Raw genomic sequence first — 20,121 nt, forward strand, 5'->3', positions numbered from 1 at the left:
GACTGCGGAGGGGACGGTGGCCCCGTCCTCGGGCGCCGGGAACGCCGGCGACCCCGCCCCGTCCACCCCCGCCCGCCGCGTCGACGCCCAGCGCAACCGCGCCCGCCTCCTCGCCGTCGCCGAGCGGGAGATCGCCGTCAACGGGGCCGGGGCGTCGTTGGAGCAGATCGCGCGGGTCGCCGGGGTCGGGTCGGCCACCGCGCGCAGGCACTTCCCCACCCGTCGCGCCCTGCTCGAAGCGGTGTTCGACGACCAGGTCGCCGAGCTGTGCGCGCACGCCCACGAGCGCGCCGACGCCGCCGACCCGCGCGCCGCCCTGCTGGAGTGGCTCGGCGAGCTGACCGCCTACGCCGCCCGCGTCCGCGGCCTGTCCGCCGCCCTCCTGCGGCACAGCCCCGCCGACTTCGAGGTGCTGCGCGAGACCTGCGCGTCCGACCGGCTGCTCGGCGCGGGCGCCACCCTGGTCGCCCGCGCCGCCGACTCGCTCACGCCCGGCACCACCTCGGCCGACCTGCTCGACCTGGTCACCGGCATCGCCCTCGCCACCGAGCACCACCCCGACCCGGCGGCCTCGGCGGTGCGGCTGCTCGACCTCGCGGTCGCCGGGATCAGCCCTCGGGGAGCGTGATCGTCCCCGTCGTCGACTCGCGCACCACGAGCCTGCACGGGTGCCGCACCACCCCGCTCGGCCGCGTGCCGTCCAGCGCCCGGAACAGCAGGCGCGCCGCGACCGTGCCCATGTGCTCCAGGTCCAGGTCCACCGTGGTCAGCGGCGGCCGGCAGTCGGTGGCGAACTCCTCCCAGTTGTCGTACCCCACCACCGCCACGTCCCCCGGCACCCGGTGCCCCAGCTCGTGCAGCGCGTCGGCCACGCCCACCGCGATCTGGTCGTTGCCGCAGAACACCGCGTCGGTGTCCGGCGCGCGCTCCAGCAGCAGCCGCGCCGCCTGCCTGCCCCAGCGCTGCGACCAGTCGCCGTGCATCGTCGCCCCACCGGACTGCGGCAGCCCCCGGTCGGTCAGCGCCTGCCGCAGCCCGTGCGCCCGGTCGCGCGCCGCGCGGTAGGTGCGCGGCCCGGTGATGTGCCCGATGCGCGTGCGCCCCGCCGTCACCAGGTGCTCGACGACCAGCCGCGCCCCGCCCTCGTCGTCGGCCAGCACGGACAGGTCCTCCGGCGAGTCGGACTCGCCGTACACGTACACCACCGGCACCGGGATCTCCCCGGCCAGCGACGCCCGCACGTCGTTGTCGTCGCCCAGCACGATGAACCCCTCGACCTGCCGGGCCAGCAGCGTGCTGATGTAGTGCCGCCTCCGCGCCGCGTCGCCGCGCGCGTCGCACAGCAGCACCGACATCTGCTCGTCGGCCAGCGCGTTCTCCACCCCCAGCAGGATGGGGATCGCGAACCGCCCGCCGAGCTCGTCGGTCAGCAGCCCGATCGTCCTGGTGCGCCCCGAGATCAGCCCCCGCGCGAGCGCGTTCGGCTGGAACGACAGCTCCGCCGCCGCCCGCAGCACCCGCTCGCGGGTGGAGGGCGCGACCTCGGCGCGCCCGTTGATCGCCTTCGACGCGGTCGACACCGACACGCCCGCCAACCGCGCCACGTCGTTGAGCGTCGTCGCCCCAGACCGCCGTCTGCCCATTCGCCAGCCTCCGAAATCGCCAGCCCCCGCACCCGCACGGGCCGAAACCCGCCCCCTGAAACCCTTGCCGGGAGTCCGACAGCGCGCGGGCCCGTCGGGTTCCCCCCGATCCGCAACTGCCCCGCGACCCCCCGGTTTCCCGAACTCCGAACCGGTGCGGTCGCGTGGCGGTGGCGGACCGGGAAAACCGGGGCGCCGTCCCCGCCGCGCCGGACGACCAGCGCCGATCGGAACGACAACGCTCCCACCGGAATCACCGTTCCCGGAAGTCCCCGGCACTTCGGGAATCGCCGCGCCGCCGAGTCGGGGAGCCCGCCCGAGCGCCCTTCCCGAGCGGAACGGCGAGCGCCCGCAATTCCTTTTCCCGCACCCGATCCCGGAACCGGACGGCGGTCGCGCCGCAGGTCCGCGCGACGCGGGTCGATCAGCGGGACGCCCCGCGCCGCCGGGGAAGCGATCCGCCCCGTTCCCGGAAACCCCTGTCGAACAATCGATTCGAACAGCGTCGGGCGTTCGACGCGCACCCCCTGACAATCCGCCGACCGCGCAGCGGGCGCATTGCCGAAAAGGTTTTCGGCTGCGAGAGTGCGTGAGGTGCGCAGGACCGGACCCGCCGGTCCGCGCGGGCCCAGCGGGAGGAACCCGATGACCCTCACGTCGCCGGACACCACCGTGGTCGGAGGTCGACCCGTCGTGCCCTCGCGCGGCGCGCTGCGACCGCTCGGGCTCGCGGAGGTGCGGCTCGCGGGCGGCTTCTGGGGAACGCGCCAGCGGGTCAACGCGGAGGCCACCCTGCCGCACGCCCGCGCCTGGATGGACCGCCTCGGCTGGACCGGCAACCTCACCGCCGCCACCCGCTCGCCCGACCGCAGGGGGCGCGAGTTCTCCGACTCCGAGGTGCACAAGCTCCTGGAGGCCATGTCCTGGGAGGCGGGCCGCGCGCCGAACCCCGAGCTGGAGAAGCAGATCACCGAGCTCACCTCGGCGATCGCCGCCGCGCAGTCCCCGGACGGCTACCTCGGCACCGCGTTCGGCGGCCCCGGCCAGCGCCCCCGCTACAGCGACCTCGCCTGGGGCCACGAGCTGTACTGCGCCGGGCACTTCCTCCAGGCCGCGGTGGCGCGCGCCCGCACGGCGGGGGAGGACGACGAGCTGCTGCGAGTGGCCAGGGGCGTCGCCGACCACGTGTGCGCCGAGTTCGCCACCAACCCCGGCGTGTGCGGCCACCCCGAGATCGAGATGGCGCTGGTGGAGCTGCACCGCGTCACCGGCGAGGCCCGCTACCTCGACCAGGCCGCCGAGTTCGTGGCCCGCCGCGGTCGCCGAACCCTGCCGCCGCACCAGTTCGGCTGGTCCTACTTCAGCGACGAGACCCCGGTCAGGGACAACCCGGTCATGCACGGCCACGCCGTGCGCGCCCTGTACCTGGCCTGCGGCGCGGTCGACGTCGCCGTGGAGACCGGCGACCGCGCGCTGCTCGACGCGGTCGCCGCCCAGTTCGACCGCACCCTCGCCCGCCGCACCTACCTGACCGGCGGCATGGGCTCGCGGCACACCGACGAGGCGTTCGGCGACGACTTCGTCCTCCCGGCCGACCGCGCCTACTCCGAGACCTGCGCGGGCGTCGCCACGATCATGCTGGCCTGGCGGCTGCTGCTGGCCACCGGCGACGGCCGCTACGACGACGTGATCGAGCGCGTCCTCTACAACGTGGTGGCCACCGCGATCGGCGACGACGGCCGCTCCTTCTTCTACGCCAACACCCTGCACCAGCGCACCCGCACCGCCGAGCTGCCGGACGACCGCGAGCAGCTCGGCTTCGGCGGCGGTCCGCGCGCGCCCTGGTTCGAGGTGTCCTGCTGCCTGCCCAACCTCGCCCGCCTGCTCGCGTCCCTGGCCTGCTACACCGCGACCGCCGACGACACGGGCGTGCGGCTGCACCAGTACGCCGACGCCGACCTCGCCACCACCCTGTCCGACGGGCGCGAGGTGGGGCTGGCGGTGCGCACCCGCTACCCCGACGACGGCGTGATCACCGTGCGCGTCACCAAGACCGACGACCGCCCGTGGTCGCTCACGCTGCGCGTGCCCGGCTGGGCCGAGGGCGCGGTGCTGCACACCACCTACGGCCGCCACCCGGCGCCGGTCGGCGACGTGGTGGTGCACCGGAACTTCGTGGTGGGCGAGGAGATCCGCCTGGAACTGCCGGTGCGGCCCCGCTTCACCGCCGCCGACCCGCGCGTCGACGCGGTCCGGGGCTGCGTCGCCGTCGAGCGCGGACCCGTCGTCTACTGCGCGGAGTCCACCGCGCTCGACCTGGACCCGCTGCGCGTCGACCCCACCTCCCGCCCGGTCGACGGACCGGAAGGCGTTGTGGTGCAAGCGCTCCTCGGCACCCCGCCGGACCGGCCGTGGCCGTACGGCGCCCCCGTCGAACCACCGGGTGGCGCGCACACCCCGCTCACCCTGGTGCCGTACCACCGCTGGGCCCGAGGCGGCCCGTCCACCATGCGCGTCTGGCTGCCCCAAGGCTGACGACCTCCCCCGCGAACCGCCCTCAAAGGAGAGATCGGTGAGAAGAACCGGATTACCTGCCCTCCTGCTCGCCGCCGCGCTCGTCGCGTCGGCCTGCTCAGGCGGCGGCTCCGGGCAGGACGGCGACGTCGTGCTCACGCTGTGGACCCGCGCGGCCACCGAGTCGCTGTCCAAGGCCTACGCCGAGGCGTACAACGCCACGCACTCCACCAAGGTCGAGGTCACCGCGTACCCCAACGAGGAGTACCCGGCCAAGCTCGCCTCGGCGGCGGGCGCGCGGGCCCTGCCGGACCTGTTCGCCGCCGACGTGGTCTTCGCGCCCCAGTACGCCTCCCAGGGCCTGTGGACGGACATCACCGACCGCTTCGAGGGCCTGGAGCACCGGGAGCACCTCGCGCCGTCGCACGTGCGCGCGGGCACCTGGGAGGACCGCAACTACGCGCTGCCGCACACCGTCGACCTGTCGGTGCTGCTGTACAACAAGGACCTCTACCGCAAGGCCGGGCTCGACCCGGAGAAGCCGCCCACCACGCTGCGCGAGTACGCCGACCACGCCAGGAGGATCCACGCGCTCGGCGGCGACGTGCGCGGCACCTACTTCGGCGGCAACTGCGGCGGCTGCGTCGAGTTCACCTTCTGGCCCTCGGTGTGGGCCTCCGGTGGTGACGTGCTGGACGACGAGGGGGAGCGGGCCACCCTGGACTCGCCGGAGATGGCCGAGGTCTTCGAGGTCTACCGCTCGCTCTACGAGGAGGGCGTCGCCGCGCCCGCGTCCAAGGACGAGGCCGGACCGACCTGGCTCGGCGCGCTGCGCACCGGCAAGGTCGGCATCGGGCCGGCGGCCTCGGTGTGGCTGGGCGAGATCGCCGAATCCGGGGCCGACGTGGGACTCGCGCCCATCCCCGGCCTGGACGGCGGCGAGTCCACGTTCGTCGGCGGTGACGCCCTCGGCATCGGCGCCACCAGCGAGCACGTCGACCAGGCCTGGGACTTCCTGGCCTGGACCACCACCGAGCAGGCCCAGGTGGGCGTGGTCGCCAAGGGCAAGAACGTGCCGACCCGCACCGACCTGGCCGCCAACGAGCACGCCGCCGCCGACCCGCGCCTGGTCACCGCGAACAGCCTGGTGGCCAAGGGGAGGACGCCGTACGCGCGCAACTTCAACGCCTCCTTCAACGACCCGCAGAGCCCCTGGCTGACCGCGCTGCGCGGCGCCCTGTTCGGCCCCGACCCGGCCAAGGCGCTCGCCGAGGGCAGCACCGCCATCACCGCCTCGCTGGGGCAGGGGTGAGCCGGAGGTGACCGCCACGACCACCCGACCCGCCCCGGTGGCGGGCGCGCGCGAACCGGACCCGCCACCGCGCCGCCACCGCGCGCGCAGGCTCCGCGCGCTCACCGGGATCGCCTACGCCACACCGCTCGCGGTGGTGGTGGCGGTGTTCTTCGTCGTCCCGCTCGGCCTGGTGGCGTGGATGTCACTGCACCGCTGGCCGCTGCTCGGGAAACCCGCGCTGAACGCGCCGGACAACTACACCCGCGCCGTCGACAGCGACCTGCTGCGCACCGCCGCCCTGTTCACCGCCAAGTACACGGTGATCACCACGGTGCTGCTGTTCGTCGTCGCCTTCGGCCTGGCCCTGCTGGTGCAGCAGCGCAGGCGCGGCGTCGGGTTCTTCCGCACCGCCTACTACCTGCCCATGGCCGTCGGCTTCGCCAGCGCCTCCCTGCTGTTCCTGGGGCTGCTCAGCGACGAGATCGGCCCGGTCGACGACCTGCTGTCGTGGCTGGGCCTGCTGGACGGGCACGTGTCGTGGACCAGCGGCAGCCCGGAGTCCGCGCTCGGCTCGGCGGTCCTGCTGGTGCTGTGGCGCTTCGCCGGGTTCACCATGCTGATCCTGCTCACCGGGCTCCAGGCCATCCCGGTCGACGTCTACGAGGCCGCCCGCGTCGACGGGGCCACCCGCTGGCAGGCGTTCCGGGGCATCACGCTGCCGCTCATGCGGCCCACCATCGCGCTGGTGCTCACGATCCTGGTCACCGGCTCGCTGCTGGCGTTCGACCAGTTCTGGATCCTCACCAGGGGCGGCCCGGACAACAGCACCACCTCGGTGGTCATGGTCATCTACCGGGAGGCGTTCGTGCGCTTCGACCTCGGCTCGGCCGCGGGCACCTCCGTCGTCCTGCTCCTCGCGCTCGTCGCGGTGAGCGCCGTCCAGCTCGGCGTCCTGCGCCGCCGGTCGACCTGAGCGGGGGGAGAGCGGTGGCGAAGACCCTCGTGGTGGACGAGACCGAGCGCGGACCGCTCGGGATGCACTGGCTGACCTGCGCGGCGCTGGCCGTGCTGTTCCTGTTCCCCCTGGTGTGGGCCGCTTTCGCGTCGGTGCGCACGGACACCGGGTTCGGCCTGGAGAACTACGCCAGGCTGTTCTCCTCCGAGGACGGCGTGCGACCGCGGCACGTGCTCAACAGCGCCGTCGTCAGCGCGCTCACCGTCGGTGGCACGCTCGTCGTGTCCACCCTCGGCGGCTACGCGTTCGGCCGCTTCCGCTTCCCCGGCAGGGACGCGCTGTTCCTGCTGACCCTGGCGATCCTGATGGTGCCGTACGCGACCATCCTCATCGCGCTGTACGTGCTGCTGGGCTGGCTGGGCCTGGAGGACTCGCTGCTCGGGCTGAGCCTGGTGCTGACCACGTTCCAGCTGCCGTTCTCGGTGTTCATGATGCGCAACTCGTTCGCGGCCGTCCCGGTCGAGCTGGAGGAGTCCGCGCGCGTGGACGGCTGCACCTCGTTCGGCGCGCTGCTGCGGATCATGCTGCCCGCCGTGCGACCGGGCCTGGTCACCGTGGGCCTGTTCGCGTTCCTGGCCTCGTGGAGCGAGTTCTTCGCGCCGCTGATCCTGCTCAACTCCACCGACAAGTTCACCACCACCCTCGCCGTGGTCAACCTGCGCACCGCCAGCCACGGCGCCGTCGACTACGCCGCCCTGGAGGCCGGGGTGGTGGTCATGGCCGTGCCGTGCCTGCTGCTGTTCGCGTTCCTGCAGCGCAGCTACGTGCGCGGCTTCACCTCGGGCGCCCTGAAGGGCTGACCCGCCACGAGCTTCCGCCGCCGCGAATCCGCCGCCACCGAAGACGAAGGGAATGATCGCAATGACGCGGTCCTGGAAGAGAGCCCTCCTGGCGGTGGCGCTCGGGGTGGTCACGGCGACAGGGGTGGTGAGCCCGCTGACCGCCTCGGCCGCCGAGGCGCCCGGCGCAGGCGGCGTCTCCGCGGCGGCCAACCCGGCCACCTGGAGCCCGCCGTCGAACCTGGTCACCCCGCTGAACCAGGTGTGGTCGCACCAGGAGAGCACCTACGGCGACCTGTACGGGTTCCGCAACTACGGCTGGGACCAGGTGTTCGCCAACGGCGGCTACCTGAACTTCTGCGTCCGCTGGGACTCCTCGGCCCCGGTGTCGGCCTCGTTGCGCGACAGCATCCACACCAAGCTGATCCAGCAGTACCGCAAGTGGATGGACCTCATGGTCGGGCACAACAACTGGCCCTACGCCGAGGTCCCGGTGAAGGTCGTCGGCTGGGCGGTGCGCGACCGCAACACCCTGCAGTGGAACGACAACTCCGTCGACATCTACGTCAACAACATCAGGGAGAACGCGCCGCAGTGCGCGGAGCCGTGCGGCCGGTTCTTCGTCCGCGACGGCCAGTACCGCAACTGCCCCGGCGGGGTGGCCAGGCACTACGACCAGTCGCTGTGGCTGACCTCCGGGTTCGGCGGCGGCGCGGGCGGTGACTGGGGCCAGCGCATGGGCAGCGAGTACTTCGTCAACAGCCTGGGCGCCAACGACATGACGATCCTCCTGCACGAGATCGGCCACACCTTCGGGTTGGACGACTTCTACGACTGGACGCCCAGCGGTGTCGGGGGATTCCTCATGAAGGCCGGTTCCGCGTCCGGCATCACCGAGTTCGACGCCTGGATGCTGCGCGACTGGTGGCGGCACCTCAAGAGCCGCTACGGCCGCTGATCCGCAGCGCCCCCAGGACGTCGTGACCGCCTGAGCGCGGTCGCACCGCAGGCAAGGAGGACCACCGCCGCGGTCCCACCACGGCGGGCGTCCCCGCGCGCTCGCGCACGGGGACGCCCGCACCACCCGTCACACGAGAGGTGACGCGAGATGTCCCTGCCCCAGCAACCGTCCCGGCGCGCGGTCCTGCGCGCGACCGCCGCCGTCGCCGCCGTCGCGGGCGCGCCCGGCCTGACCGGAACCGCCCACGCCGCACCGGGGACCGCCGCCGCGCGCGCCGACGTCGGCGTCTCGGCCGACCCGTTCCCGCTGTCCGCCGTCGCCCTGCTCGCCGGACCGTTCCAGCGCAACGAGTCCCGCACCCACGCCTACCTGAAGTTCCTCGACCCCGACCGGCTCCTGCACACCTTCCGCCGCAACGTCGGCCTCGCCTCCGGCGCGACCCCGTGCGGCGGCTGGGAGTCCCCGACCACCGAGCTGCGCGGCCACTCCACCGGGCACGTGCTCTCCGCGCTGGCCCAGGCCCACACGAGCACCGGCGACACCGCGTTCAAGACGAAGTCCGACTACCTGGTCGCAGGTCTGGCCGCCTGCCAGGACCGGGCCGCCGCGGCCGGGTTCAACACCGGCTACCTGTCGGCGTTCCCGGAGAGCTTCATCGACCGGGTCGAGGCCCGCCAGCAGGTCTGGGCCCCCTACTACACCCTGCACAAGATCCTGGCCGGGCTGCTGGACGCGCACCAGCTCACCGGCAGCGCGCAGGCGCTGACCGTGCTGACCCGCAAGGCCGCCTGGGTCGCCTGGCGCAACGGCAGGCTCACCCAGGCGCAGCGGCAGGCCATGCTGGGCACCGAGTTCGGCGGCATGAACGAGGTGCTGGCCAACCTCTACCAGCTCACCGGCGACCCGCTGCACCTCACCGCCGCCCGCTACTTCGACCACGCCCAGGTCTTCGACCCGCTGGCCGCGGGCCGCGACGCCCTGTCCGGGTTCCACGCCAACACCCAGATCCCCAAGGCGCTGGGCGCGATCCGCGAGTACCACGCCACCGGCGAGACCCGCTACCGCGACATCGCCCGCAACTTCTGGAACTTCGTCGTCGGCGCGCACACCTACGCCATCGGCGGCAACTCCAACGGCGAGTACTTCAAGAACCCCGGCCGGATCGCCTCCGAGCTGTCCGACAGCACCTGCGAGTGCTGCAACACGCACAACATGCTCAAGCTGACCAGGCAGCTGTTCCGCACCGAGCCCGGCCGCCCCGAGCTGTTCGACTTCCACGAGAAGGCCCTCTACAACCACCTCCTCGGGGCGCAGAACCCCGACTCGGCGCACGGCCACCACAGCTACTACGTGCCGCTGCGCGCGGGCGGCCAGCGCACGTTCAGCAACGACTACCAGGACTTCACCTGCTGCCACGGCACCGGGATGGAGACCAACACCAAGCACCGCGACAGCATCTACTTCCACGGCGGCGAGACGCTGTGGGTGAACCTGTTCATCCCGTCCACCCTGACCTGGCCGGGGCGCGGCATCACCGTCCGCCAGGACACGGGCTTCCCGGACACCGCGAGCACGAAGCTCACGATCACCGGTTCCGGCCGCGTCGACCTGCGGCTGCGCGTGCCCGCCTGGGCCACCGGCGCGCGGCTGCGCCTCAACGGCGCGCCCGTCGCCGCGACCCCCGGCGGTTACGCCAGGATCGACCGCACCTGGGCCTCCGGCGACACCGTCGAGCTGACCCTGCCGATGGCGCTGACCCGTGAGAGCGCCCCCGACGACCCGGCCGCGCAGGTCGTCAAGCACGGCCCGATCGTCCTCGCCGGCGGCTACGGCACCACCAACCTCACCGCGCTGCCCACCCTCCAGCCCGGCACGCTCGCTCCCACCGGCACGCCGCTGGAGTACACGGCCACCGCCTCCACCGGCCGGGTCACCCTCCTCCCGTTCTACCGCACCCACCGCCAGCGCTACACCGTCTACTGGCGCGTCTGACCTCCCGCGACACCCTCCCGCGAAACCCCGCCACCTCAACGAAGAGGAGCACACCATGCGCACCCGAAGCCGGGTGCTCGGGCTCGGCGCCGCACTGGCGCTCGTCACCGCCCTGGCCCCGCCCGCGCTCGCGGCGAACCCGATCGTCACCGGCCACTACACCGCCGACCCCGCACCGCTCGTCGTCGGCAACACCATGTACGTCTACGCGGGCCGCGACGAGGCGCCCGCGGGTTCCAGCAATTTCCTGATGCGCGAGTGGCGGGTGCTCTCCTCCACCGACGCCGCGAACTGGACCGACCACGGGGCCAAGGCGACCATCGCCACGTTCCCGTGGGCGGGCGCCGACGCGTGGGCCAGCGAGGTGGAACCGCGCAACGGCAAGTACTACTGGTACACCTCGGTCAACGGCCGCGGCGCGGGCTGGATGGACATCGGCGTCGCGGTCGGCGACAGCCCGCTCGGCCCGTTCCGCGACGCCAAGGGCGGACCGCTGGTCAGCGACAGCACCCCGAACTCCTCGGGCCTGAACATCGACCCGACCGTGTTCACCGACGACAACGGCCAGGCCTACCTGTACTGGGGCAGCTACTGGGCGCCCAGGATGGCCAAGCTCAAGTCCAACATGATCGAGCTCGACGGCCCCGTCACCACCCCGGTCGGGCTGGCGAACTTCTGGGAAGCGCCCTGGATGTTCAAGCGCAACAACCTGTACTACATGGTGTACGCCGCCAACGACACCAACGGCTGCGTGACCTCCTCCAGCTACGCCTGCCAGCGCTACGCCACCGCGACCAGCCCCACCGGCCCGTGGACGCACCGGGGCGTGCTGCTGGGCCAGGTCTCCTCGACGACGAACCACGCGGGCATCGTCCAGTTCAAGAACCAGTGGTACATCGTCTACCACAACGCGAACGCGCCCGGCGGCGGCAACTTCCGCCGCTCGGTGGCCGTGGACCTGGTGAACTTCAACGCCGACGGCACGATCCAGCGCGTGGTGCAGACCAGCACCGGCCCGCCCCCGAACAACAGCCTCGCCAAGGTCCTCTCCGGCGGCGATCCCTTCCAGGACAACCAGATCCAGCAGGGGAGCACCCGATGAGAAGGCGACCCCGACTGCGCGCCACCGCGACCACGGCGGCCGTGCTGCTGTCCCTGCTGACCCCGGTCGCGATGGGCGCCGCGTCCGCCGCGCAGACCATCGGCTACCCGACCTTCACCGGTCCCGGCGTGCCCGCCCCACCCGTGGGCTACAGCACCGGCGACACCATGAAGGCCATCTACGACGCGGAGAGCGGCGGCACCGACTTCTGGATGGACCGCCTGCTCGCCCGCCCCGGCAACGACCCGACCGGTCCGCTGCTCATGACGCGCGGACGTGGCGCGTTCCTGTACACCCACAACCCGGCGGTGATCGGCTTCGGCGGCACCGCCGCCTACTGGGACAACATCAGCAGCCAGAACGCCTACGCCGTCACGGTCGGCGGCGCCACCCTGACCGAGCAGCCCGCGTCCCGCTGGCAGGCCCCCAGCCACTGGAAGGGCGTCTACACCGGCGGTTCGCTGCGCGCCCAGGTCACCAAGTTCATCACCCACAACAACGTCCTGGTCACCAACCTGACCCTGACCAACACCGGCTCCGCCACCACCACGGCAGCCGTGCGCGCCAGCTCCCCCTACGCCACCGCGGTCAGCGGGTCCGAGCTGACCGGTTCGCGGCAGGTGAAGAACAACCTCACCACGATCCGCCCGCGCCTGTCCGGCGACGGCTTCACCGCCGCGGCCGGGACCCTGGCCCGCGACATCACGCTGAACGCCGGCCAGTCGGTCACCACCAAGGTCGTGCTCGGCTTCGTCACCGACGAGATCCCCGAGTCGCTGACCGAGTACAACGCCTACCGGGGCTACAGCCCGGACGCCGCGTTCGGCACGCACGTGCGCGCCTACAACAAGTGGTGGGCCGACAACGTGCCCTACATCGACGTCCCCGACCCGGCCATCAAGAAGAGCGTCTACTACCGCTGGTGGCTGATGCGCTTCAACCACCTGGACGTCGACATCCCCGGCCAGGACTACCAGTTCCCGGTGTCCATCGAGGGCGTCACCGGCTACAACAACGCCATCGTGCTCACCCAGCCGATGCACATCGACGACCTGAAGTACCTGCGCAACGCCGAGTACTCCTACGGCCCCTGGCTCTCGGCCGGGCAGACCGGCAAGAACGCCCGGTTCATGGACAACCCCGGTGACCCCGAGAACTGGTCGAACTCCTACACCCAGTACATCTCCGAGGCCGCCTGGCGCAGCTACCAGGTGCACGGCGGCCAGCCCGCGATCATCGGGAACCTGGCCCGCTACGCCGAGGGCGACGCCAAGGGGCAGCTCTCCTTCTACGACACCAACAACAACGGCGTCATCGAGTACGACTGGGGCGCGCTGACCGGCAACGACGCGGACGCGGTGTCGTTCCACTGGCGCGAGGGCCGGATGGACCGGGCCGAGACCGCGTACGTGTGGAGCGGCGCGATGGCCGCCCAGCAGGCGTACGCGATGCTCGGCAACACCGCCAAGGCCACCGAGATGCAGGCGCTGGCCGACCGCGTCCGCAACGGCGTCATGTCGACCCTGTGGAACCCCGGCCGCAAGCTGCTGGAGCACAAGCACGTGGCGACCAACGCGCACGTGCCGTGGAAGGAGATCAACAACTACTACCCGTTCTCGGTCGGCCTGGTGCCCAACACCGCCGACCACCGCGAGGCGCTGCGGCTGTTCGCCGACCCGGCCGAGTACCCGGTGTTCCCCTTCTACACCGCGAACCAGCGCGACAAGGCGGCGGCGGCCCAGGCCGGGTTCCCCGGCAGCAACAACTTCTCCACCATCAACTCCACCGTCCAGTTCCGCCTCTACTCCTCGGTGCTGCGCAACTACCCGAACCAGTGGATGGGCGCCGAGGACTACAAGAAGCTGCTCTACTGGAACGCCTGGGCGCAGTTCACCGGCGGCAACACGCAGTGGCCCGACGCCAACGAGTTCTGGGCCAACTGGAACCCGAACGCCAAGACCATCGACTACCGGTCCTGGATCCACCACAACATCCTCGGCAGCTCCAACTGGACCGTCGTCGAGGACGTGGCGGGCCTGCGACCGCGCTCGGACAACAAGGTCGAGCTGTGGCCGATCAACATCGGCTGGTCGCACTTCGCGGTCAACAACCTGCGCTACCACGGCGCGGACCTGAGCGTGGTGTGGGACGACCCGGCCGACGGCGTGACCCGCTACAACGGCGTCCCGCAGGGCTACTCGGTGTTCCTCAACGGCACCAGGGTCGCCACGGTCGACCGCCTCACCAGGCTGGTCTACGACCCGGCCACCGGGAGCGTGAGCCTGCCCGCGGGCGGAACCACCAACCACAGCGCCCCGTTCAGCGGTTTCCGCGCCCCGCAGGAGGTCCAGCAGACCAGCGCGCGCATGGTCGACATGCTGGCCAAGGCGGGCGTGGACCTGACCTCGACCACCCCGAACCTGGCCCAGTCCGCCACCCCGTCCGCCTCCCACACCGCGTCCGGCACCTCGCTCGCCGCCGCGATCGACGGCCTGCCCACCAACGAACCCCTGTGGGGCACGGCGGGCTCGCCGAACGCGAGCGACTGGTACGAGCTGAACCTCGGCCAGTCCAGGGCGGTCAACGAGGTGCGCCTGCACTTCCGCGACGACCGCGCCGCCAACCGCTACCGGGCCCCGGCCTCCTACGCGGTGGAGTACTACAACGGGAGCGCCTGGGTGGCCGTCCCGAACCAGAGCGCCACACCGTCGACCCCGCGCGCCAACTACAACAAGGCGACGTTCGGCAGCGTCAACACCCAACGCCTGCGCGTGCGCTTCACCCACGCGTCGGGCTTCAAGACCGCGCTGACGGAGGTGAAGGTCTACCAGCGCTAGAGGACACGGGGGAGGGGCGCGCCCCGGCACGCCCCTCCCCGCCCGGTCAGCTCACGCGGACGGGTCCGGCAGCGGCATCCCCGCCACCTCCCGGTCCGCGGGCACGACCCCGTCGATCAGGTAGGCGTTGGTGATCTCGTCCACCGCGGGGTTCCCCATGCCGTACAGGCCGTGGTCGCCGTCGCCGGTGACGGTGATCAGCCGCGAGCCCTTGAACGCCGCGTGCGCGCGTCGCGCCCCCTCGATCGGCGTCGCGCCGTCCAGCTCCGAGTGCAGCATCAGCACCGGCGGCACCCCGCGCCCGTCGAGCTTCGGCAGCGCGCGCGGCTCCCTGTCCCAGAACATGCACAGCTGCACCAGCGGCCACCCGCTGCCGACCAGCGTCAGGCCGCGCTCGTGCGCCCGGTTCGAGTCGCGGATAGCGGTCCTGCGGTCGCCGGTCCACTCGCCCTCGCCGCACAGCGTGGCCCAGAACGTGGCCCGCATCGCGTCGGGCTCGTCCGCCGCCAGCTCCGCCGCGGCCACCGCCGCCGCGACGTCCTCCTGCGGCGCGACGCCCTGCTCGGTGATCCCCTTGAGCGTGGCCAGGAACGTGGCCAGGCCCTCGAAGAGCACCTTGCTGTACAGGCTCTGCGTGACCACGCCGTCGAGCACGGGCGCGGTGACCCGGAACGGGCCCTCCTGCGAGGGCAGCTCCACCGGCCGGCGCACCAGCGCGGCCCGCACGTCCTCGTAGACCCGCCGCACCGACTCGGCGTCCGCGCCCAGGTGGTAGACGTCGTCGTGCTTCGCCGCCCACGGCAGGAAGTGCTCGCGCCAGCTGCGCTCGAACCCCGTGGCCTGCCAGTCGAACGACTTCTGCCAGGTGGTGGTGAACTCGGTGTTCGAGTCGAGCACGAACCGCCCGGTGCGCTGCGGGAACCGCTGGGCGTAGTGCGCGCCCAGCCAGGTGCCGCCCGAGTAGCCGACCCAGTTGACCCGCTCGCGGCCGAGCAGCGCGCGCAGCAGGTCGTAGTCGTGGATCGTCTGGTGGGTGTTGATGACCGGACCGAGGTCGCCGTACGCGGCCTGGCAGGTGTCCGCCGCCCGCTCGGCCAGGTCCAAGGTGTGGTTGAGGTTCTCCGGGCTGCGGTCGCGCGCGTCCAGGTCGTCGAGCGTGCTCCACGCGCCGTCGCAGGTCACGTTGGTGCTCTTGCCGGTGCCCCGGACGTCGACGCCGATGATCTCCTGGTGCTCGCGCAACCGGGTCTGCTCGGTGAAGTTCGGCGCGGCCGGGAAGTACCTGCCGTCCCCGCCGGGGCCGCCGGGGTTGGTCAGCAGCGACGCGGTGGCGCCGTGCGTGGCCTTCAGCCTGCTCACCGCGATGGTGAGGTCACGCCCCTCGTGCGGCCGGTCCCAGTCGCGCGGCGTCTGGAACGTCGCGCACTCCAAGCCCTGCAAGCCGTTCGGCGGCTGGGTGGTCAGCTCCTCCGGCGCGCACAGGCGCCAGTCCAGCCGCTGCGCGGTGTAGCGCGCGGGGACGCCGCCCTGCGCGTCCTCGGCGACCGCGGGGGTCGCCCCGGCCACCAGGGCCAGGCCGACCGCGAGCACGAGTCGTTTTCGCACACTTCCCCCTACTCCCGAAAGTGGTTGTGCCACCAGGGGAAACCATGCCCCAAGGGCATGGTCAACCCCTGTCCCGGCGGTGGCGCGGGGGAGCGCTCAGCCCGGCATCCGGCTCACAGGACGACCCGCTCCTCGGTGACCACCACCCCGAGCGTGGCCAGGTCGATGAACACGGCCTCGTCGGGGTGGACCCGCTCCAGGTAGTTCTCCGACGTGAAGAACGCGTCGTGGTCGGCCCAGTCGTCGAACCAGATCTCGGTCACCGAGTCGTAGGCCGGGGCCGGGTGGTCGGGGGCCGGGACCGGGTGCGAGATCGCGTACTTGCGGACCAGTTCGCGCGCCTCGGGGATCGAGGCGAACAGCGGCGCGTGCCGCTCCCGGTGGTACCTGACGAACTCCTCCGCCGACATGCCCTCGACGCGGTTGACCAGGTAGACGAACTTGAGCACGGTTCCTCCGCTTTGTGTTGTGCGACAACGGTTTCCGGTCGCGGTGCCGGGGCGTTCCCGACGTCGGCTACGCTAAGCGCTCACACGCGTGTGAAGGGCAAGCCGGGGTGACCCGGCCCACAGCGGCGGTCGGTGGCGGAGGTCGGCGGGTGCGCATCGGTGAGCTGTCCGCGCGGACCGGCGCCAGCCGCAGGTCGTTGCGCTACTACGAGGAGCAGGGGCTGCTGGTCAGCGAGCGCTCGTCCAGCGGCCAGCGCCACTACGACGAGGAGCACGTCCACCGGGTCGGCCTGATCCGGGCGTTCCTCGCGGCGGGCCTGTCCAGCGGGTCCATCGGCGAGCTGATCCCCTGCATGGCGGCCAACCCCGGCGCGCGGGTGGCCCGGCGCTCCCTGGCCACGATGACCCGCGAGCACGCCCGGCTCACGGCGGCCATCGACGGGCTCGTGGCGGCGCGGTCCGCGCTGGACGAGCTGGTGCTGATCAACCGCGCGTACCTGGCGGACCTGGAGCGACCGGGGACCTGAGCGCGGCCCCGCCCGCCCTCGGGGCGGCGACCGCCCCTGCGGCGGTCCCGGATGTGTTCTGGGTAACTCTTCTCGCCCGCCGACCGGACCGCCGGTCCACGGCCGCGCTCCCGCCCTCACTCCGATCCGCGCGGCTGTGAACTGCGGGAACACCCGCTCTTGCCGCCCCGGTGCCGGTTCCGGGTGGTTCCGACCCGGCGCTACATTCCGAGCTGTGGAACCGGTCGAGCTGTTCTTCAGAGCCGTGGACCTGCTGGACGCCCCCGAGGGGCGGCACCTGGAGGCCTGCTCGACCGCGATAGCCGGGCTGGTCCCGCACCGGGCGCTGGTCGAGCTGAGCGCCTCCCTCCCGCCCATCCGGGTGGTCGGCGATCCCGAGACCAAGGCCGCGTTCACCCCCGTCGTGCTGGCCGACCTCCTCGAGTCCGCGAGCGCCGAACCGCTGTGGCGCGGCGGGACCACCGCGGGCGGGCGGCCGTACCGGGTGAGCGTGCTGCGAGCTGAACCCAAACGGGGGACCGCCTCGGTGCTCGTGCTCGTGCACGACCCGGAGGTAGTCTTGGACGAGAACGAGGAACTCGCAGCCCTCCAGGTCGTCAGCGCGCTGTGGCGGCTCCTCGCGACTCACCGCGCGGCCACCCGTCGCGCCGGTCGCGCCGCGCCCATGCCCATGCCCACGGAGATTCCGAACGCCTTGGGTACTCCGAACGCCTCGGGTACTCCGAACACCCTGGGCACTCGGAACGCCCTGGGGACTCCGAACGCCCTGGGGACTCGAGACGTCCTGGGCACTCCGAACGCCCCAGGCGCCTCGGACGACGAGCCCTACTCGGCCAAGCTCGCCGCCGCTGCGGGCGCGCAGGTCGCCGCCGAGCTGGTGCAGCGGCAGTCCGCGCTGGTCAAAGCCATGCTCGTGGCGCTGCGCTCGTCCCGCTACGACGACCGGCAGGCCCGCTCCGAGGCGACCGGCCTCGCGATGGGCGCGCTGCTCGACCTGCGGGCCGAGGAGCAGGTGCGGCGCGGGTTGTCCGGCGAACCGGTCGGCGAGGCGTTCGCCGCGCTGGTCAAGGACCTGGAACCGGTGGTGCGGCGGGCCGGGGTGCGCCTGGAGGTGGACGAGCCGGGTGACGGCGGTGACGTACCGCTGGAGCTGGCCGGGCTCGCCGCCGCCGTCAGCACCGAGGTCGTGCTGCTCGCGCTGGACCGGGACGCGGTCACCTCGCTGCGCGTGGGCTGGCAGGTCGGCGAGGAGCTGGTGCTGCGCGTGCGCGACAACGCGACCAGCGGGTTCGACCCCGCCGGGGTGCGCGCGCTCGCGACCAGGATCGCGCCGGTCGGCGGCACGATCTCGGTCGAGGTCGACCACCGGCTCGGCGCCACCGCGACCCTGGTGCTGCCGCTGCGGCGCGCGCTGGCGGCGCCGGAGGAGGTGCCGGACTTCGGGCTGAGCGCACGCGAGCTGGACGTGCTCAGCCGGGTGGCGCGCGGCCTGCGCAACCGGGAGATCGCCCGCGAGATCCAGCTCAGCCCCGCGACGATCAAGTTCCACCTGGTGCGGATCTTCGAGAAGCTCGGGGTCGGCACCAGGGGCGAGGCCGCCGCGGTCGCGGTCGAGTTCGGCCTGGTCGGCAAGGCGGCGCGGGGTCAGGCCAGCGCGATGGCCTCGATCTCCACCAACCAGTCCGGCTCGTAGAGCTCGGCCACGACCACGGTCAGCGCGGGCAGGTGCTCGCCGAGCACCTGCCCGCGCACCTCGCCGCTGAGCTCCCGGTCGCCCCGGTCGCGCAGGAACGTGGTCACCTTGGCCAGGTGCTCGGGCCGCATGTCGTGCTGCTCCAGCACGGCCAGCACCCGCTGCCAGGCGTTGCGGCACTGCTCGGCGAACCCGGCGGGCACGGTCCCGTCGACGTCCGTGGGGACCTGCCCGCTGATGAACAGCACCCGCGAGGCGCCGCTGATCTCGACGCTCTCCGCGTACCGCCCGAGCGGGTCGGAGTGCCTGCGGACCGAGGGTGGCTCACGCATGATGGATCACTCCCCGTCGTTGATCGCCTCCGCACTGTACCCAGTCCGGTGGTTCTCGGGGGTGTCCTCCAGCGGTGGCCGGACCGGCGGACGCCGGGACGTCAGGCGCTGAAGGGGTACAGCACGACCTTCGGCACCGACAGCGACACCCACGTGCCCGGCGCGACCGCCGACACGTCGCCGGACAGCTCCACCAGCACCACGCCCACGCCCACGCGCAGGGCGAACGCCCCGTCGGCGTCCTCGCGGGGCAGCACCTCGGCGGTGATCGCGACCCCGCCGTCCACGTCGACCACGGCCGACTCCGGCGGTTCCGGCGGCGCGACGACCGACCACGCGGTCACCTCGCCGGGCACGTCCAGCTCGACCGCGCACTCGCCCACCTGCGCGTCCTCGCCGGACGACCAGTAGCCGGACGCGGCGTCCCGAGCCCCCGCGAGGCGGAACACCACCTGCCCGGAGCCGGGGTCGGCGACTTCGACGATCTCGACCTTCACACCACACCACCCACGGTCAACCAGCTTCCTCCGGCACGACGGGCCGCGAGTATTCCACGTCCCCCGCACGCGAAGCGTGCGGGAACCACTTCTCGGCAGCACCCAGGCGCTCGCCGCACGCGCCAACCGGACCACCGCGCCGCGGCCCAGTCCACAGCATCACCGGCCGCCGCCGCAACACCCCCGGCCCGCCGGTTCCACGCGGGCCCGACCCGTCAGAACAGCTTCTCCAGCACGATCCCCAGCGAGTACTCCACGTGCACCCGCGCCACCTCGGCCGCCGCCTCCGCGTCCCGCGCCACCAGCGCGTCCACCAGCTGCCCGTGCTGCCGCGACGAGGTCCGCAGGTGCTCCTCCTCGTACATCACCGCCAACCGCCGGTTGAAGTGGAACAGCCGGTGGTCGCGGATGGTGCGCAGCAGCCGCTCGTTGCCCGACGCCCCGGTGACCAGGTCGTGGAACTCGTCGTTCGCCCGGCTGCGCTCCACCAGCACCTCCCGGCTCTCGCCGGTCATCAGCGGTCGCTGGGCCTCGATCGCCGCCAGCTGCTCCGGGGTCGCCCGCAGCGCGGCCAGGCGCGCCGCGTGCGACTCCAGCGCCGCCCGCACCTCGTAGATGTCGGTGACCTCCTCCGGCGTGAAGGAGCGCACCACCCACCGCCGCCTGCGCGAGACCACCAGCCCGTCGGCGGCCAGCCGCTGGATGCTCTCGCGCACCGGGGTGCGCGAGACGCCGAGCCGCTGCGCGATCTCGTCCTCCACCAGCGGCGCGCCGGGCGTCACCAGGCCGTCGTCGATCTCCTCGCGCAGCGTCCGGTAGACCTCCTCCGAGCGCAGCGGCAGCCGAGGGGTCGGCGTGGGTCCGGTCATGGTCACCTCGGC

17 protein-coding genes are annotated in these 20,121 nt (G+C 72.6%); 11 read left to right on the top strand and 6 right to left on the bottom strand.

The features are described 5' to 3' along the window. Nucleotides 1–16: 16 nt before the first annotated feature. A complete protein-coding gene (locus AMIR_RS14150; RefSeq protein ID WP_015801647.1) occupies nt 17–628 on the top strand; it encodes a TetR/AcrR family transcriptional regulator in 612 nt (203 codons plus the stop codon). Here the strand turns inward: AMIR_RS14150 and AMIR_RS14155 are convergent. Further along, entirely contained in the window at nt 609–1,643 is a 1,035-nt protein-coding gene (locus tag AMIR_RS14155; protein WP_015801648.1) for a LacI family DNA-binding transcriptional regulator, read from the bottom strand. The two genes, AMIR_RS14150 and AMIR_RS14155, sit on opposite strands and share 20 nt — an antisense overlap. Nucleotides 1,644–2,288: 645 nt before the next feature. On the opposite strand from AMIR_RS14155, the gene AMIR_RS14160 reads away from it, so the two are divergent. From AMIR_RS14160 to AMIR_RS14195, 8 genes are all read left to right on the top strand, one after another. Then, the gene (locus AMIR_RS14160; RefSeq protein ID WP_015801649.1) at nt 2,289–4,178 is read left to right on the top strand and encodes a glycoside hydrolase family 127 protein; all 1,890 of its coding nucleotides are present in this window, start codon (nt 2,289–2,291) and stop codon (nt 4,176–4,178) included. A gap of 37 nt (nt 4,179–4,215) precedes the next feature. After that, nucleotides 4,216–5,469: an ABC transporter substrate-binding protein gene (locus tag AMIR_RS14165; protein ID WP_015801650.1), complete on the top strand. Its 1,254-nt coding sequence runs from the start codon at nt 4,216–4,218 to the stop codon at nt 5,467–5,469. Between the two features lie 7 nt (nt 5,470–5,476). After that, the gene (locus AMIR_RS14170; protein WP_015801651.1) at nt 5,477–6,424 is read left to right on the top strand and encodes a carbohydrate ABC transporter permease; all 948 of its coding nucleotides are present in this window, start codon (nt 5,477–5,479) and stop codon (nt 6,422–6,424) included. A 14-nt stretch (nt 6,425–6,438) separates the two neighbouring features. Beyond that, nucleotides 6,439–7,266, top strand: coding sequence for a carbohydrate ABC transporter permease (locus tag AMIR_RS14175; protein ID WP_015801652.1), 828 nt, complete (start codon nt 6,439–6,441; stop codon nt 7,264–7,266). A gap of 61 nt (nt 7,267–7,327) precedes the next feature. Continuing rightward, nucleotides 7,328–8,203: a hypothetical protein gene (locus tag AMIR_RS14180; RefSeq protein WP_015801653.1), complete on the top strand. Its 876-nt coding sequence runs from the start codon at nt 7,328–7,330 to the stop codon at nt 8,201–8,203. A 150-nt stretch (nt 8,204–8,353) separates the two neighbouring features. Then, on the top strand, nt 8,354–10,198 hold the full coding sequence (locus AMIR_RS14185; protein WP_015801654.1) for a glycoside hydrolase family 127 protein: 1,845 nt from the start codon (nt 8,354–8,356) through the stop codon (nt 10,196–10,198). A gap of 55 nt (nt 10,199–10,253) precedes the next feature. Next, nucleotides 10,254–11,300, top strand: a complete 1,047-nt coding sequence (locus AMIR_RS14190; RefSeq protein WP_015801655.1) for a glycoside hydrolase family 43 protein — start codon at nt 10,254–10,256, stop codon at nt 11,298–11,300. After that, complete coding sequence (locus tag AMIR_RS14195; RefSeq protein ID WP_015801656.1) at nt 11,297–14,137, top strand: discoidin domain-containing protein; 2,841 nt, start codon at nt 11,297–11,299, stop codon at nt 14,135–14,137. Before AMIR_RS14190 ends, AMIR_RS14195 begins: the two co-directional genes overlap by 4 nt. 51 nt (nt 14,138–14,188) lie before the next feature. Here the strand turns inward: AMIR_RS14195 and AMIR_RS14200 are convergent, their stop codons facing one another. Further along, on the bottom strand, nt 14,189–15,742 hold the full coding sequence (locus AMIR_RS14200) for an alpha/beta hydrolase (protein ID WP_015801657.1): 1,554 nt from the start codon (nt 15,740–15,742) through the stop codon (nt 14,189–14,191). A 113-nt stretch (nt 15,743–15,855) separates the two neighbouring features. Continuing rightward, nucleotides 15,856–16,191, bottom strand: coding sequence for an EthD domain-containing protein (locus tag AMIR_RS14205; protein WP_015801658.1), 336 nt, complete (start codon nt 16,189–16,191; stop codon nt 15,856–15,858). A gap of 149 nt (nt 16,192–16,340) precedes the next feature. On the opposite strand from AMIR_RS14205, the gene AMIR_RS14210 reads away from it, so the two are divergent. After that, nucleotides 16,341–16,718, top strand: a complete 378-nt coding sequence (locus AMIR_RS14210; RefSeq protein ID WP_015801659.1) for a MerR family transcriptional regulator — start codon at nt 16,341–16,343, stop codon at nt 16,716–16,718. A gap of 214 nt (nt 16,719–16,932) precedes the next feature. Then, nucleotides 16,933–18,411 carry a helix-turn-helix transcriptional regulator gene (locus AMIR_RS35670; RefSeq protein ID WP_015801660.1) on the top strand — a complete coding sequence of 493 codons (1,479 nt, stop codon included), beginning with the start codon at nt 16,933–16,935 and terminating at the stop codon, nt 18,409–18,411. On the opposite strand, the gene AMIR_RS14220 is transcribed toward AMIR_RS35670, so the two are convergent. The 3 genes from AMIR_RS14220 to AMIR_RS14230 all read right to left on the bottom strand — a co-directional run bounded on the left by AMIR_RS14220 (nt 18,363) and on the right by AMIR_RS14230 (nt 20,109). Further along, nucleotides 18,363–18,743, bottom strand: a complete 381-nt coding sequence (locus tag AMIR_RS14220; protein WP_015801661.1) for a RidA family protein — start codon at nt 18,741–18,743, stop codon at nt 18,363–18,365. The two genes, AMIR_RS35670 and AMIR_RS14220, sit on opposite strands and share 49 nt — an antisense overlap. A 101-nt stretch (nt 18,744–18,844) precedes the next feature. Further along, nucleotides 18,845–19,240, bottom strand: coding sequence for a hypothetical protein (locus AMIR_RS14225; protein WP_015801662.1), 396 nt, complete (start codon nt 19,238–19,240; stop codon nt 18,845–18,847). Nucleotides 19,241–19,455: 215 nt separating this feature from the next. After that, a complete protein-coding gene (locus AMIR_RS14230) occupies nt 19,456–20,109 on the bottom strand; it encodes a GntR family transcriptional regulator (RefSeq protein WP_015801663.1) in 654 nt (217 codons plus the stop codon). Between the last annotated feature and the right edge of the window lie 12 nt (nt 20,110–20,121).

The sequence above is a fragment of the Actinosynnema mirum DSM 43827 genome, from assembly GCF_000023245.1.
Taxonomy (GTDB): Bacteria; Actinomycetota; Actinomycetes; order Mycobacteriales; family Pseudonocardiaceae; genus Actinosynnema; species Actinosynnema mirum.